Source organism: Galbitalea soli, from assembly GCF_010686725.1.
GTDB lineage: Bacteria > Actinomycetota > Actinomycetes > Actinomycetales > Microbacteriaceae > Galbitalea > Galbitalea soli.
On the sequence record NZ_JAAGWZ010000003.1, the window covers coordinates 26,845 to 41,880 of the forward strand.

Below are 15,036 nucleotides of genomic sequence, written 5' to 3' on the forward strand. Positions count from 1 at the left end.
TAACTCATGGATATCAATGCACTGATTGCCGGAATCGGCAATCTCCTGTGGCCGCTCAAGTGGCTGATCGAGGCGATCCTCGTCACCTTCCACACCGGTCTCACCTTCCTCGGCATGGATCCGGCGGCGGGTCTGACCTGGGTGCTCTCCATCGTCGGCCTCGTACTCGTTGTACGTGCCGCCCTCATTCCGATCTTCGTGAGACAGATCAAGAGTCAGCGCCGAATGCTCGAGGTGGCGCCGCAGATCAAGAAGATCCAGGACAAGTACAAGGGTAAGAAAGACCAGTACTCCCGTGAGGCGATGTCGCGCGAGACGATGGAGCTCTACAAGCGGACGGGAACCAACCCGCTGAGCTCGTGCCTCCCGCTGCTGATCCAGATGCCGATCTTCTTCTCACTGTTCTCGACCCTCAATGGTGCGCAGACCGGTCACGCGGGTGTCGGCCTCCTGAACAAGGCGCTCTCGACAGAGTTCGGTCAGTCGAGCCTGTTCAACATCGCTCCCCTGCACGAATCCATCACGACGGCCAATGGCAACGGAGTGGTGATCGCCATCGCGATCACCATGGTCGTCTTGATGACGGCATCGCAGTTCATCACGCAGCTGCAGATCATGTCGAAGAACCAGTCGCCCGAGATGAAGGCGAGCCCGACCTACAGGCAGCAGCGCATCATGCTGTACATCCTCCCCTTCGTGTTCCTCTTCTCGGGCATCAACTTCCCGCTCGGCGTGATGTTCTACTGGCTGACCACCAACATCTGGACGATGGTGCAGCAGTTCATCGTGATCAGGAACATGCCGACGCCCGGCTCTGAAGCCGCCCTCGCGAGAGAGGCACGTCTGGATCGCAAGCGCCAGCGACGCAATCTCGGCGCACCTGCAACCGAGACGGCCGGCGGCAGCTTCGCTATCGTCGAGGACGTCAAACCCGTATCAACCCAGCGCCAGCAGCCGGTCGGCAAGACCCGCGCCAAGAAGAGTGGAACCAAGAAGTGAGTGATGTGACCGAGACCACCGAGTTCGACCCGACGGCCACTGCGACCGAGGCCGATGCCGGTGACGAGACCGCTCTCACCCCTTCGCAGCTCGAAGAGGAAGGCGACATCGCGGCCGACTACATCGAGGAGCTGCTCGACATCGCGGATCTTGACGGGGACATCGATATCGATGCGCGCGGTGGTCGGGCGTACCTCTCTGTCAACGCGAGCGAGGGCAGCAGCAATCTTCGTGTGCTTTCCAAGCCCGATACCGTCAATGCCTTGCAGGAATTGACCAGGATCGCGGTGCAGACCAAGACCGGTTCGTTCTCGCGCCTCATTCTGGATGTCGGCGGATCGCGCGACGCTCGCGCGTCGGAGCTTGCGGTGCTGGTCGACAAGGCGATTGCGCGCATCGAGGAGGGTGCCGACTCGGCAGCCCTTCCACCGATGTCGTCGTACGAACGCAAGCTGATCCACGACATCGCGAGCGAGCGCGGATACTCCTCGGAATCCGAGGGTGAAGGTCGCGACCGACACAATGTGATCACCCGGGCGTAACCAGGGGTGTGACAGAGCGGGAGTTTCCGGGCAGCCGGGAGCTCCCGCTCTGTGTTTCACGTGGAACATCACTGTGTCGATCAGGCGACACTGTTGAGGGGTGGTCATTGCGTCGGTGGATCGGGAGCGCGATGGGTCAGCCCGCGTGCAACTCTCTCCGACCCTCGAAGACGTCGATGGCGCGGGGAAGGTCGACGGCCGTGAGGCTGTCGTCCACAGGTGGGTGGTCTGGCGTGTCGTGATTGCGACTCAATGTAGCGTTAGCGTGGCTGATCCCCGTACCGCGAGCGATCGATCGAGGAGGGCGCAGGTGGTCGGTGGCGTCTCGCGTCGCTGACGGCATGTGCGGAACGCATCATTGAAACACGGTGCGCATGCGGTCGCGACCTTGGTGCGCTGGTGCGCTGGTGCGCTGGTGCGCTGCTGCGCTCGCTGGGCGAGATGGCGGGCTGCCTGACACACCTGCGTCGAGGGAGGCGGACAATCTCGCCCATGTTTGCAGCATCGGATTCACGTTCTGGCGGGCGGACAGGCGGCCCGCGCTTCACTCAGCAGTGCTCTGCCACTCCCCCACTCGCGTTTCACGTGAAACATGCGTGTGACCGCGGCCCGGTTGGGAATCCGTCCCGGCGACCACGTTCGGATTCTGGACGCTGAGTGCAGAGCGGCGTTCGCACCACGAACCACACGCCGGGCTTGTGGTTTGCAGCCAATAGTTGTCATTGCTGGCGTGCCCCGCCTCGCGGCAGCTTGGGTCGGTCGGTCACTCGGTCGGTGCTGTGGGAGGTTCCGTGGGAGGGTCCGTGGCGTGGGTCGTTCCGCAGTGCGGGAGCGACGATGCGGGTTCGTTCGACATCCTCCACGGAGCGTCCTTTAGTCGCCACAGTCCTTGGGATATTGACATTCGCGCCCTTCACGGCCCATCGCAAGCCGTCTGTCTCTCCAGTCGATCACTGCTTAGCGGTGTGGCACCCCGACCACCAAGAGAACTCCTAGTGCGGTGTCGATCGTCGCAGATCGGTGCCGATGCTCCCTGATCGGTGTCTACTATCCCCGAAGCGCGCGTACACTCCTGGACTGGTGTTGGCAGCTCCCGAGCCGCACCGATGGTTCCCGAGCGGTGTCTACAGTCTGGGAGCAGTACGAGGATTCCCAAAGCGCTGCGAGTCACGCCCGCAGCGGGCTCGATGGTGCCCGAGCGGAGTCATCGGGACCAGGTCCGGGGACAATCAATCCCCCGGGCAAGAATTCCGGTTTCACTTCCTCTGGTGAGGCACCGCATGGGTGTGGGTGGGCCGCACCTCGCTTGCCTGTGGCATCTTGCGTATGAGAACTGCGCAGGGCCCGGTCGATCTACGGTCCTCGGGACCACGCTCCGGCAGCGTCTCCATCCGGGAAGCAGCCGCGCAGACCGGCCACAGCGTGTCCGCGTGCGCGACGCGCACCAACCATCAGAGTGAGTGTTTCACGTGAAACAGTCGGAGTGCGAACGGGCAGGTGGCGCCGTGGCGCACGGCTCACACTCCCGTGTCCGCACCCGATCGCCCTCGCCCGTCCGCTCGGGTAGCGTTGTTCCGCACCATCCCCGAATCCCCCGCCGATGGATGCATCACCCGTCTGCAGAAGACCGAAGGACGCCCACCGTGAATGACTCTTCAGCGCCGCACGATTCCGGTTCGGATATCGGCCAGGCGGGCAGTATCGGCGATCTGGAGTCTGTGGAGGCGGAGCCGGCGGTCGCCTCCGCGCTCTTCGGCCATCAGATCGAGCTCGCTCGGCGCTACACCTCGAATCTGGTGACACGGGGTGAGGAACTCGGTCTGATCGGACCACTGGAGCTTCCCCGCATCTGGACGCGGCACATCCTGAATTCGGTTCTTGTCGCGCCGCTGCTTCGCCCCGGTCTCGTGGGTGATGTGGGCAGCGGCGCTGGACTCCCGGGCCTCGTCCTGGCGATTGCGCGCCCCGATGTCGAGTTCGTGCTGATCGAGCCGATGGAACGCCGTGTCGACTGGCTCCGCGACCAGGCAGCAGAACTCGACCTCGAAAACGTCACGGTCGTGCGGGCACGTGCAGAGGAGGTTCGCTTGGATCGCCCTCTCGGACAGGTGACAGCTCGCGCGGTCACCGCTCTCAGCAAGCTCATTCCGATGACCGCTCCCTTGTTGATCCACGAGGGAGAGATGGTGTTTCTCAAGGGCGCGCGGGTGGCCGATGAGGTCACCGCCGCAGCGCGACAGATCAAGAAAGCGCACTTGCGCGACGTCGAGATCATCGAGCTCGGCGCGGGTGTTCTGCCGGAGATCACCCGAGTTTTTCGGGCTACAGTGGACTGAGCGTCCGGACACCCCCATCCGTCATTTCAGAAGGTTTCACGTGGAACATCCCGAAGGCAATATCGCCGAAGTTCCTCCCATCGCCGCGCAACAGCCGCGACCTTCGGCCACCAAAAGAGCCTTCGATGAGGAGACGCCTCTCGCTCGAGAAATCGCCGATTTGACGCGTCGCCGGCAGCAATTGGCCGCGGACGCGCTTCCCATGCCCAAATCCACCCGAATCTTCACGGTCGCCAACCAGAAGGGCGGGGTCGGTAAGACCACGACCACGGTCAATCTCGCGGCCGCACTCGCCCGCGCGGGCGCTCGGGTGCTCGTGATCGACCTGGATCCCCAGGGGAACGCGTCGACGGCGCTCGGCGTGGAACACCGGTCAGAGACCGTGAGCGTCTATGACGTGATCATCAACGACGTTCCCGTCGCCGAGGCGATCCAGAAGAGCCCCGAATTCGCAGCGCTGTACTGCGTTCCGGCGACCATCCACCTGGCGGGCGCGGAGATCGAGCTCGTCTCCCTTGTCGCGCGGGAGCAGAGACTGCGCCGGGCACTCGACACCTTCCTGGACGAGTCGCCCGAACCATTCCACTTCGTCTTCATCGACTGCCCGCCGTCGCTGGGGCTCCTCACCATCAACGCGTTCGTGGCGGCGCGCGAGGTGCTCATCCCGATCCAGTGCGAGTATTACGCGCTGGAGGGGCTCAGCCAGCTGCTCAAGAACATCGAACTCATTGAGAAGCATCTCAACCCGACACTGTCGGTCTCGACGATCCTCCTGACGATGTACGACGGGCGCACCAATCTGGCCAATCAGGTGGCGCAGGATGTGCGCGACCACTTTCCGTCCGAGGTGCTGAACGCGGTCATCCCCCGGTCCGTCCGCATATCTGAGGCACCCAGCTACGGGCAGACCGTCATCAGTTACGACACCAATTCACCCGGCTCGATCTCGTACCTCGAGGCCGCTGCCGAAATCGCCCGCCGAGGAGCACCCGCCTGATGGCAACACCACGACGCACTGGACTCGGCCGAGGAATCGGCGCACTCATCCCCGTTTCGGAGGACGCGACCGCGGCACGGCCCGTGGACGTCTTCTTTCCCGACAGCCGCGTCGCGGAGGTCGCGGAGCCCGAGCTCCTGGCCGTTCCCGGGGCGCGGCTCGCGAACATCTCCCCCGACGACATCGTTCCCAACCCGCAGCAGCCGCGCACGGAGTTCCGTGATGAGGAACTCTCCGAACTGATCGTGTCGATCCGGGAGATCGGCGTGCTTCAGCCGATCGTGGTCCGGCCGCTCGCGGGCGCGACGGCCGGCGGTCCGCAGTACGAGCTCATCATGGGTGAGCGTCGTCTGCGCGCATCCAAGGAATTGGGCCTCGAGACGATACCCGCGGTGATCAAGAACACCGCCGACGAGAACATGCTGCGGGATGCCCTGCTGGAGAACCTCCACCGTGCCAACCTCAACCCACTGGAAGAGGCGTCGGCGTATCAGCAGTTGCTGAGCGACTTCGGCATCACGCAGGAGGAACTGGCGAATCGGATCGGACGCTCCAGGCCTCAGATCACCAACACCATTCGCCTGCTTCGCCTGCCCGCCCCGGTGCAGCAGCGAGTGGCGGCCGGTGTCCTCAGCGCGGGCCACGCCCGTGCGATCCTGTCGGCCGGCGACGAGGCAGCAATGCTGAAGCTCTCCGACAAGATCGTCAATGAGGACCTCTCGGTGCGAGCCGCCGAAGCGGCTGCCGGCCTGTCCTCCCCTAAGACGAAGCGCGTGAAGCCCCAAGCCGGTGGGCGCCAGGGGCACCTCGACGAGGTCGCCGAACGACTCGGAGACAAGCTCAACACCCGGGTCAAGGTGTCCCTCGGGGCGAGCAAGGGCACGATCGTCATCGACTTCGCGACGGTCGCCGACCTTAATCGGATCCTCACCGAACTCGGAATTGATCCCTTCGGTCGCTGAAAACGGCCCTGATCAGCTTTTTAGTTGAGCGTCACGCCCGGGCCTCGGCGATGGCGGCGTCCGCGAGAGCGGAGTAGACCCAGCCCAGATCGTGTCCTGCGGCTTCGAGCGCCTGCGGCAGAAGCGACGTTTCGGTGAGACCCGGCAGAACGTTCGCCTCGAGGAACCACGCTGTTCCCGCGGCGTCGACGATCATGTCCACCCGCGAGATGTGCCGCAGCCCCAGCGCCTGGTGCGCCGTGACGGCCGCCTCGGCCGCGCGTGCGGCGATGTCAGCCGACAGCCGGGCAGGCGTGTAGAACCGGGTCTCCCCCGCGTTGTACCGCGCTTCGAAACTGTAGACGCCGCTGAGCGGCTCGATCTCGACCGCCGGCAGCGCGACCGCGCCGTCGCCGGTGTCAATGATGCCGATGGCGATCTCGGTGCCCACGATCTTCTGTTCGATCAGTGCGACATCGCAGTAGGTGTAGGCATTCACCATGGCGCGTGGCAGATCATCCACGGAATCCACAACGGTCACGCCCTGCGCCGACCCTCCCCGCGCGGGCTTCACGACGACGGGGATGGGAAGCTCATCGCTGATGGCGTCGAGAACGCTCGTCGCACCGAGCTCACGGAAGGCGTCGCGACTGAGCGTGATCGAGCGCGGGGTCGATACTCCGGCGCGGGCGACCAGCACCTTCGCGGTCGGCTTGTCCCAGGCGAGACGCGACGCGTCCGCAGAGGAGCCGACGAAGGGGATGCCCATGAATTCGAGCAGACCCCGGAGCGCACCATCCTCTCCGCTCGCGCCGTGCAGAGCCGGCCACACGACGTCGGGAGCGGAGGCGCGCAGATGGGCGAGCAGCGACGCGTCGGGATCCCGCAGTTCAACGCGCGTGCCGTGTTCGGCGAGGGCGTCGGCGACCCGGCGACCGGAGCGGAGAGAGACATCGCGCTCATGGGAGATCCCACCGGCGAGCACGAGGATATGGGGGGCGGGGGCGTTGCTGTTCATTGATTCCTAGCCCAGATTGGCGGGCGGACTGACGATTCGCTGCTCCGCACGGACGGTCGCGAGCGGGGCGGTCTGCGAGAAGGTGTTCAACAACTCGAGTTCGCCGTTGATGACGGTGGAGAGACGCCGGATGCCCTCACGAATGAAGTCGGGCGTGGGGTAACAGAACGCGAGCCGCATGTGCGTGCGCCCGTCGCCATTGGCGTAGAACGCGGTGCCCGGCGTGTACGCGACGAGCTCCTTGACGGCGCGCGGCAGCATCGACTTGCTGTCGACGTTGTCGGGAAGGGTGAGCCACACGTAGAAGCCGCCGTTGGGGACCGTCCAACTGAGGTCGGGGAGGTAGTCGGTGAGCGCCTGCAGCATGGCATCGCGTCGCTCGCGATACACGCCCCGGAAGGTGTCGATCTGGCCCTTCCAGTCGGCGGTCGACAGGTACTCCGAGATGATCATTTGAGTGAGCGAACTCGGTGACAGTACCGCGGCCTCATTGGCGAGGATGAGCTTCTCTCGAATAGCGTGCGGCGCGAGCGCCCAGCCCACCCGGAACCCCGGCGCGAGCGTCTTGGAGAAGGTACCGAGATAGATCACGCCCTCCTCCTCAACCGACCGCATCGCGTGCGGTGGCGGACCGTCGAAGTACAGAAGGCCGTAGGGGTTGTCTTCCAGCACCAGGATGTCGTTGGCGCGGGCGATCTCGAGCACCTCGAGCCGGCGCTCCCAGCTCATCGTGATGCCGGAGGGATTACCGAAGGTGGGCACCGTGTAGAGGAACTTGATCCGTCGTCCCTGGGCACGAAGCCGGGCGATGTGCTCCCGCAGAGCCGAGGGAACGAGACCGTGCTCGTCGGTGAGCACGTGCTCGACCTGTGCCTGGAAGGACTTGAAGACGACCATGGCTGTCACGTAGCTGGGTGCCTCGGCGAGAACGACATCCCCGGGGTCGAGGAAGATCTTGGCGACCAGCTCGAGGGCGTGCTGCGACCCGGTCGTCACGACCACGTCATCCACGTTCGCCCGGATGCCCTCCAGGGCCATCACCTCGAGGATCTGTTCGCGCAGCGCGGGCACGCCCTGCCCCGAGCCGTACTGGAGCGCGACGGGACCCTTGTCGCGCATTACGCGCTCCATCGCGCCGCTGACGAGTTCGCGGGGCAGCGCGGAAACGAAGGGCATGCCGCCGGCGAGCGAGACCACCTCGGGCCGGGAGGCGACGGCGAAGAGGGCTCGAACCTCGGAGGCCGCGAGGCCAGCCGTGCGTTCGGCGTAGGAGCCGTACCACCGGTCGAGATTGTTGCCCTGGGAAGTCATGCCGTTCGATCCTGTCTCTGTTTCGCTCAAGAATATGGGGTTAAGCAGGAACGGCCGCCCAGATCAGAGTCTGGGCGGCCGTTCCGGTGCGTTTTCGTTACGCGAGGAACTCCGCCAGGTCGGCCTCGAGGGCCGGCTTGGGCTTGGCGCCGATGACCGTCTTGACGACCTCGCCACCGCGGAAGACCTTCATCGCCGGGATGGACGTGATCTGGTACTTCATCGCCATCTGGGGGTTGTCGTCGACGTTGAGCTTGACGATCTTGATCTTGTCGGAGTGCTCACCGGCGATCTGGTCGAGGATCGGGGAGACCGCGCGACACGGGCCGCACCACTCGGCCCAGAAGTCGACCATGATCGTGTCGGACGAGTTCAGGACCTCGGTCTCGAACGTTGCGTCAGTGACATCCTTCGCATTTGACATTGTTGTGTTCCTTCTTTTCGTGGAATTCGTGGGTGGGGAAATCAGACGGTCGCGGCGAGCGGCTCGGCACCGGCGCGCAACTCTGCCGGGAGCGAAGCCAGGTAGTGCTCGGCGTCGAGGGCCGCAACCGTGCCCGATCCGGCAGCGGTGACAGCCTGCCGGTAGGTGGGGTCGATCACGTCGCCGGCGGCGAACACACCCGCGAGGTTGGTGCGCGAGCTGCGGCCGTCGACGGCGATCGTGCCGAAGGTGGTGAGGTCGAGCTGGCCGTGCACGAGGTGCGTGCGCGGGTCGGCGCCGATGGCGATGAACAGTCCGGAGACGTCGAGGGTGGTCTCGGCGCCCGTCACGGTGTCGATGAGTCCGAGGCCCGTCACGAGCTCGTCGCCGTAGATGCGCTCGACCCGCGTGTTGTAGTGGATCTGGATCTTGGGGTCGTTGAACGCGCGCTCCTGCATGACCTTCGACGCGCGGAGGCTGTCGCCGCGGTGGATCAGGTGCACGGTATCGGCGAACTTGGTGAGGAAGGTCGCTTCCTCCATCGCTGAGTCGCCGCCGCCCACGACCGCGATGGTCTTCTTGCGGAAGAAGAACCCGTCGCAGGTGGCACACCATGAGACGCCGTGGCCACTGAGGCGGTCTTCATCCGGCAGTCCGAGCTTGCGATAGGCGGACCCGGTCGCGAAGATCACGGCGAGGGCCTCGTGCACATCGCCGTTGCCGAGCGTCACGCGCTTGACGTCGCCCTCCAGCTCGAGAGCGACGACATCGTCGAGCACGATCTCGGCACCGAACTTCTCGGCCTGCTCCTGCATCTTCATCATGAGCTCGGGGCCTTGGATGCCCTCCGGGAACCCCGGATAGTTCTCCACCTCGGTGGTCTTCATGAGCTCGCCGCCGGCCTCGACAGAACTGGCGATCACGAGGGGGTGCAGATTGGCGCGAGCGGCATAGATCGCCGCGGTGTATCCGGCAGGACCGGAGCCGATGATGATGAGCTGGCGCACGTGCGATTCTCCTCGAGGAATGGATTCTGGCCGGTATAACCCATCCTACGGTCGGGGTATTCCGCCCCGGTCAGCGCCGCCGAAGCCTGAGGAAAACCGGCCGCACGAGGTCTCGCAACTCGTCGACCCGCAGAATTCCGAGCGCGACGACGTAGATGAAGGCCATGGATGCTCCGCTCACCACGAGCGTGACGATCGCGCCGCCCACACTCGCCGTGCCGTATCCGCCCGTGTACGCGCCCATCGCGAGGCAGGTGCCGGCGCCGACGACCGCGGTCGGGACCATGCCGAGCAGGTACTGGAGGTGTTGACGCGCGATGCGGCCGGCGCCGATCATCCCGAGGCGGCGCCTGACTAGGACCGCGGCCAGGATCATCTGCAGAACACCCGCGACGCTTGTGACGAGCGCGATACCGAACGCGATCCGGTCGCTCGGCAGGGTGCTCACGAGCAGCGCCCCCGCGACGAACAGCACCGCCTGGAAGACCTGCACGACGAACGGCGTGCGGGTGTCTTCGAGTGCGTAGAACACGCGCTGCAACAGGAACAGGGCGCTGAACGGCACGAGTCCCAGCAGGAAGGCGATGAGCACGGCTCCCATCGCCCGCACGTCGGCCTCGGTGTGGGCGAACACCGCCGCGAAGGGGTAGGCGAGCACGATGAGCCCGACGGAGGCGAACACCATGATGAGCCCGATCGTGCGCAGCGAGGCCGAGAGGTCGTCGCGCACGGCGGCGAGGTCTCCGCGGTGGGCGTGGCCGCTCATCCGGGTGAAGTAGGCGGTGGCGATCGACACGGCGACGATGGAGTGCGGCAGCATGAAGATCAGCCAGGAGTAGCGCAGCACGCTCGTGGATGCGCCCGTGCTGCCCGCCAGGGTAGCGACGTTGGTCTGGACGATGCCCGCGAGCTGCGTGACGAGAACCATCGCGAAGGTCCAGCCCGCCGCCTTGCCGACCGAGCCGAGCCCCACCCCGCGCCAGGTGAACTCGGGACGGTAGCGGAGGCCGGTGTGCCGCCAGAACAGCGCGAGGGTGGCGGCCTGGGCGGCCACTCCGAGCGTGGCGGTCCCCGCGAGGGTCGCGACCATGGCCGGCGTCCAGGACGCGACCGGGCCGAGTCCCCGCGAGCCGAAGGCGATCGAGAAGGCCAGGATTCCGGCGATCGCGACCACGTTGTTGACGACCGGCGCCCACGTGAACGCACCGAATCGCCCGCGCGCGTTCAGCACCTCGCCCAGCAGGCTGTAGAGGGCGTAGAAGAGCACCTGCGGAAGACACCAGAACGCGAACGCGGTCGCGAGGTCGAGATCCGCCTGCGAGTATCCTCTGATTCCGCTCGCCGACTGCTGGGCGTAGAGGTTCACGAGCAGTGGAGCGCACGCGGTGGCGATCGCCGCGATGAGGATGAACACCACTCCCCCGAGCGTGACGATCCGGTTGACGAACCGCTCGCCGCCGTCGTCGTGACTGCCCGCCCGCACGATCTGCGGCACGATCACGGCGCTGAGCAGCCCGCCCGCGACGATCGCGTAGATGTTGTTGGGCAACTGGTTGGCGAGCGAGAAGGTGTTGGAGCCCGCCGTGGAGACGCCGATGGCACGCGCCAGAGCGAGCAGACTCACGAATCCGAGGATGCGCGACACGAGTGTGCCCGCCGCGAGCAGGGCGCTCGCCCGACCGACCCCGCCCGTGGGCGCCGCGGTCGTGGGGCCGCTAGCCATCGCTCGCCCCCGGGGAGCGGCCGGCACGGGCATCCGCGTCGGTGTCGTCGGGATCGTCGGTATCGGTGTCGGATTCGTCGGTGTCGTCGCCGCGCCGACGACGCTTGCGGATGTTGCGCACGACCCCCACGGCGAAGATCGCGATGATCAGCGCGCCGAAGACGAGCGTGCCCGCGGTCTCCCACCCGGCTTGCACATTGATGTCGATGCCGCGCCGGTCGCCGACGCGATCGCCGGAGGGGGCGACCAGCGCGATGACGATCCGCACCCGGCCGTTGGAGAGCGATTGAACCGGCACCTGCACGCGCCGCTGCGAGTTCGCGTCGACGGTCACCAGTACGCGCCGGTACTTGGGGTCGATGGTGAGCGAGGTGCTCTGCGAGCGCACCGTCACATAGACGGTGATCGGCTGGGCGTAGCCGTTGGAGACGATCACGGGCACGGAGCCCTGGCTGCTCGGGATGGTGATGGTGCTCGACTTCGCGACCTGCACCGAGGCGAGAATCTTCTCCGACTCGGCCACGAACGCCCGACTCGCGGTCTCCCAGCCGGCCGAATCCGCTGTCCACGCGTTCGACAGCAGCGTGAGCAACTCGATGCGGTGGCCCGAGGTGAGCGTCTGCGGGCTGTCGGCGATCGCGCGCGAGAAGCGCACGATGGGGGGCTGGGTGGCGAGGAGTTGCCGCACGAGGTCGACCCGCGCATCCTTCTCGCTCATGCTCGTGAGGGTCGCACTCGTGCGCGGCCCCTGCACCTGGGCCGCGAGGCTGCCCTGGGCCACCCAGGCACGCGAGTAGATCGAGGTGACCGCGCGGTCGAGCTGAATGCCGTCATCGACCCAGTTGCGGCCGAGCGTCAGCAGAAGGGATGCCCGCCCGCCGCCCGAGCCGGTGAGACTCGCCTGCGCGAGAGAGGCCGTGAGCCCGGCCACCGCCGACTGCCACTGCGAGAGCGAGGTCGCCGCCGTCGCCGCCCGCAGCTGCGCGGATGCTGACCGGTCGGACACGATGCCCGTGGTCGCCCCGATCGCGAAGCCGGGCACGGTGGAGTCGGCGCGCTTCAGGTTGTCGCTCGCGAGGATCAGCGAGGAGTAGCCCGAGGCGCGCAGTGGGGCGAGGTCGCTGCGGGAGACCGAGTCATCGGCGGGCCAGGAGAGCGTGGGGAGTGTGTAGTTCCACGCGGTGAGGTCGGCGGAGGTCGGGAGGGTGGGATCCGCCTGCGGATTCGAGTTGTCGGTGGCGCTCGGATCCGGCACGGTCGGCGCGAGGGTTCCCGTCTCGGACGGCACGATCGTTCCCGTGTCGGTCGGCGTCGGCGACGGCGTGGGCGGGGTGGCGAACTGCTTGGGATCGATGGCGTAGTCGAGCGGTTGCACGGCGGGCACCCGCTCCGCGCCGGCCTGCAGCGCCACGGTGAGGTCGGCGTCGCCCCACGAGAGCGGGAAGGTCTCGTTCGGGGCCGCCTCCAGGCGCGCGAGCCAGGTGCGCGCCGTGAGCGGGGCAGATCGACCGAGCACGCGGATGGAGGCGATGACGCGGGGATCGATGCCGATGGCGACGGGCGTGCCGAGCAGGTCATCCAGCTCACGGGTGAGCACGCCACCCGGTGCGGTGTACGTGGCCAGCGTCGCGGAGTCGATGAAGCCCGTGGTGGCGGCGGGGGCCGAGAGCGGCGCCGCGATCGCGACGGAGACGGGCGAGGTCGAACCGGTCTGCCAGACGACGGCGGTGCGCGCGGTGCCGAGCGTCTCCACGCCACTCGTGACGGCCACCGCGACGGCATACACGCCGGGCGCGCCGAACCCGAGAGACGCGGCGGGCACCGTGAGCCGGAACTGCTGATCCTGACCGGCGGGAATGGCCTGGCTGGTGGTCTGGAACACCTGCCGGTCGGCGGTGCTGCTTCCCTTCGCGTCGCTCAGCCAGGCATCGAGGGCGGTGCGGGAGCCGAGCGGGGTGCGATTCACCGAAACGGTGGCCGTGCCGGCGGGGAGGCCACCCCCCGCCGCATCCCCGATCGTGAGCGTCAGTTCGAGCGGCGAGTTCGCCGTGAGCGACCCCTGATCGGTCGGAACCACCGACAGGATCGCTGCACCGCTCGATGTCGTGGCGGCGACGGCCGGTGTCACGGCCCCCGCAGACGCGAGTCCGAGAATGAGCGCGGATGTCGCCAGAACGGCCTTCAGATTCACCGGCTGACCCCGCAGAATTCCTCGGCCAGCATGCGATGAGTCTATTGTCTCGGCGCTGGGCGACCGGTCAGCGCCGCCCGGCCCTGTGGCAAGCTTGTCAACTATGAACAGCGTCGCGTCGGCCATCCAGCGGCTCGACGCACTGGCCGATTCCGCGCCCGTCGCGCGCCTCGCCCAGGCCTTCGCCGCGGCCGGCCGGGAGCTCGCGCTCGTGGGCGGCCCGGTGCGCGACGCGTTCCTCGGCCGCGACCTCACCGACCTGGATTTCACGACGGATGCCCGACCCGACGAGATCCTGCGCATCGTGAAGCCCATCAGCGAGACCCAGTGGGACATCGGCCGTGAGTTCGGCACGATCGGCGCCATCATCGCCGGCGAGACGGTCGAGATCACCACCTACCGCGCCGACTCCTACGACCCCGACTCCCGCAAGCCCACCGTCGAGTTCGGCGACACTCTCGAGGGCGACCTCGCCCGGCGCGACTTCTCCGTCAACGCGATGGCGCTTCGCCTCCCGGGGCGGGTGCTCGTCGACCCCTCCGGCGGCATGGATGATCTGCTCGCCGCCCGGCTCCGCACCCCCGGCCCACCCGAGGTCTCCTTCGGCGACGACCCGTTGCGGATGCTGCGGGCAGCCCGGTTCACGAGCCAACTGGGGTTCACCGCTGCGCCCGAAACCGTTGCCGCCATGGCGGAACTCGCGCCGCGCATCGAGATCGTCAGTGTCGAGCGCGTGGCGGCCGAGCTGACGAAGCTGCTGATGAGTGCGGCGCCGCGGGCGGGCATCCAACTTCTCGTCGACACCGGTCTCGCGGAGCTCGTGCTGCCGGAGGTGCCGGCCCTGCGGCTCGAGATCGACGAGCACGCCCACCACAAGGACGTCTACGAGCACAGCCTCACTGTGCTCGAGCAGGCGATCGGCTACGAGCGCTCGCGCGGGCACGAGCCCGACCTCGTCTTGCGCATCGCGGCTCTGCTGCACGACATCGGCAAGCCGTCCACCAAGCGCGTGGAGGCGGGCGGTGCGGTCAGCTTCCACCACCACGACGTCGTCGGGGCGAAGCTCGCGGCGAAGCGGCTGCGCGCCCTGCACTTCGACAAGGAGACGATCACGGCGGTGGCCCGGCTGATCGAACTGCATCTGCGGTTCTTCGGCTACACCGAGGGCGCGTGGACGGACTCCGCGGTTCGACGGTACGTGCGCGACGCCGGCCCGCTCCTCGAGCGGTTGCACATCCTCACCAGGGCCGATGTGACCACCCGCAATCGCCGAAAGGCCGATCGGCTCGGGTTCGCCTACGACGACCTCGAAGAGCGAATCGCGGCGATCGCCGAGGCCGAGGGCGTCGCAGCCGTGCGCCCCGACCTCGACGGCGAACGGATAATGGAGATTCTCGGTATCCGTCCCGGTCGCGAGGTGGGAGAGGCCTACCGCTTCCTGCTCGAGATGCGTCTCGACGAAGGCCCCCTCGGCGAGGTCGAGGCCGAGCGCCGTCTTCGCGCGTGGTGGGCCGCACGCGCCTGAGCCGCGTGCTCCCCTGACCAGC

Annotated in this window: 12 protein-coding genes; 6 read left to right on the forward strand and 6 right to left on the reverse strand. The window is 66.9% G+C overall.

Annotated features, from left to right (window positions below):
- The first annotated feature begins 6 nt into the window (after positions 1 to 6).
- The 5 genes from yidC to G3T37_RS10410 all read left to right on the forward strand — a co-directional run bounded on the left by yidC (position 7) and on the right by G3T37_RS10410 (position 5,836).
- Entirely contained in the window at positions 7 to 999 is a 993-nt protein-coding gene (yidC, locus tag G3T37_RS10390; protein WP_163473824.1) for a membrane protein insertase YidC, read from the forward strand.
- Positions 996 to 1,541, forward strand: coding sequence for a R3H domain-containing nucleic acid-binding protein (locus tag G3T37_RS10395; RefSeq protein WP_163473826.1), 546 nt, complete (start codon positions 996 to 998; stop codon positions 1,539 to 1,541). Before yidC ends, G3T37_RS10395 begins: the two co-directional genes overlap by 4 nt.
- Before the next feature lie 1,709 nt (positions 1,542 to 3,250).
- A complete protein-coding gene (gene rsmG / locus G3T37_RS10400) occupies positions 3,251 to 3,877 on the forward strand; it encodes a 16S rRNA (guanine(527)-N(7))-methyltransferase RsmG (RefSeq protein WP_241732393.1) in 627 nt (208 codons plus the stop codon).
- A gap of 40 nt (positions 3,878 to 3,917) precedes the next feature.
- On the forward strand, positions 3,918 to 4,874 hold the full coding sequence (locus G3T37_RS10405) for a ParA family protein (protein ID WP_422110980.1): 957 nt from the start codon (positions 3,918 to 3,920) through the stop codon (positions 4,872 to 4,874).
- Positions 4,874 to 5,836 (forward strand): ParB/RepB/Spo0J family partition protein, encoded by a 963-nt coding sequence (locus G3T37_RS10410; protein ID WP_163473829.1) that lies wholly within the window; start codon positions 4,874 to 4,876, stop codon positions 5,834 to 5,836. The genes G3T37_RS10405 and G3T37_RS10410 overlap by 1 nt, the downstream gene beginning before the upstream one ends.
- Before the next feature lie 31 nt (positions 5,837 to 5,867).
- Here the strand turns inward: G3T37_RS10410 and G3T37_RS10415 are convergent, their stop codons facing one another.
- The 6 genes from G3T37_RS10415 to G3T37_RS10440 all read right to left on the reverse strand — a co-directional run bounded on the left by G3T37_RS10415 (position 5,868) and on the right by G3T37_RS10440 (position 13,489).
- On the reverse strand, positions 5,868 to 6,833 hold the full coding sequence (locus G3T37_RS10415; RefSeq protein ID WP_163473831.1) for a D-alanine--D-alanine ligase family protein: 966 nt from the start codon (positions 6,831 to 6,833) through the stop codon (positions 5,868 to 5,870).
- A 6-nt stretch (positions 6,834 to 6,839) separates the two neighbouring features.
- Positions 6,840 to 8,144, reverse strand: a complete 1,305-nt coding sequence (locus G3T37_RS10420) for an aminotransferase-like domain-containing protein (RefSeq protein ID WP_163473833.1) — start codon at positions 8,142 to 8,144, stop codon at positions 6,840 to 6,842.
- Between the two features lie 97 nt (positions 8,145 to 8,241).
- Positions 8,242 to 8,568 (reverse strand): thioredoxin, encoded by a 327-nt coding sequence (gene trxA / locus G3T37_RS10425; RefSeq protein ID WP_163473835.1) that lies wholly within the window; start codon positions 8,566 to 8,568, stop codon positions 8,242 to 8,244.
- Positions 8,569 to 8,609: 41 nt separating this feature from the next.
- Positions 8,610 to 9,575 (reverse strand): thioredoxin-disulfide reductase, encoded by a 966-nt coding sequence (gene trxB, locus G3T37_RS10430; protein WP_163473837.1) that lies wholly within the window; start codon positions 9,573 to 9,575, stop codon positions 8,610 to 8,612.
- Positions 9,576 to 9,645: 70 nt separating this feature from the next.
- Complete coding sequence (gene murJ / locus G3T37_RS10435; RefSeq protein ID WP_163473839.1) at positions 9,646 to 11,298, reverse strand: murein biosynthesis integral membrane protein MurJ; 1,653 nt, start codon at positions 11,296 to 11,298, stop codon at positions 9,646 to 9,648.
- Positions 11,291 to 13,489, reverse strand: coding sequence for a DUF6049 family protein (locus tag G3T37_RS10440; protein ID WP_163473841.1), 2,199 nt, complete (start codon positions 13,487 to 13,489; stop codon positions 11,291 to 11,293). The genes murJ and G3T37_RS10440 overlap by 8 nt, the downstream gene beginning before the upstream one ends.
- Positions 13,490 to 13,592: 103 nt before the next feature.
- Between G3T37_RS10440 and G3T37_RS10445 the strand changes: the two genes are divergently transcribed.
- On the forward strand, positions 13,593 to 15,014 hold the full coding sequence (locus tag G3T37_RS10445) for a CCA tRNA nucleotidyltransferase (protein WP_163473842.1): 1,422 nt from the start codon (positions 13,593 to 13,595) through the stop codon (positions 15,012 to 15,014).
- Positions 15,015 to 15,036 lie beyond the last annotated feature (22 nt).

What these genes read in the sequence shown, in the direction of transcription:
- yidC (WP_163473824.1), top strand. Translation starts at nt 7, where the DNA reads ATGGATATCAATGCACTGATTGCCGGAATCGGCAATCTCCTGTGGCCG.
- murJ (WP_163473839.1), bottom strand. Translation starts at nt 11,298, where the DNA reads ATGGCTAGCGGCCCCACGACCGCGGCGCCCACGGGCGGGGTCGGTCGG.
- G3T37_RS10420 (WP_163473833.1), bottom strand. Translation starts at nt 8,144, where the DNA reads ATGACTTCCCAGGGCAACAATCTCGACCGGTGGTACGGCTCCTACGCC.
- G3T37_RS10415 (WP_163473831.1), bottom strand. Translation starts at nt 6,833, where the DNA reads ATGAACAGCAACGCCCCCGCCCCCCATATCCTCGTGCTCGCCGGTGGG.
- G3T37_RS10445 (WP_163473842.1), top strand. Translation starts at nt 13,593, where the DNA reads ATGAACAGCGTCGCGTCGGCCATCCAGCGGCTCGACGCACTGGCCGAT.
- trxA (WP_163473835.1), bottom strand. Translation starts at nt 8,568, where the DNA reads ATGTCAAATGCGAAGGATGTCACTGACGCAACGTTCGAGACCGAGGTC.
- G3T37_RS10410 (WP_163473829.1), top strand. Translation starts at nt 4,874, where the DNA reads ATGGCAACACCACGACGCACTGGACTCGGCCGAGGAATCGGCGCACTC.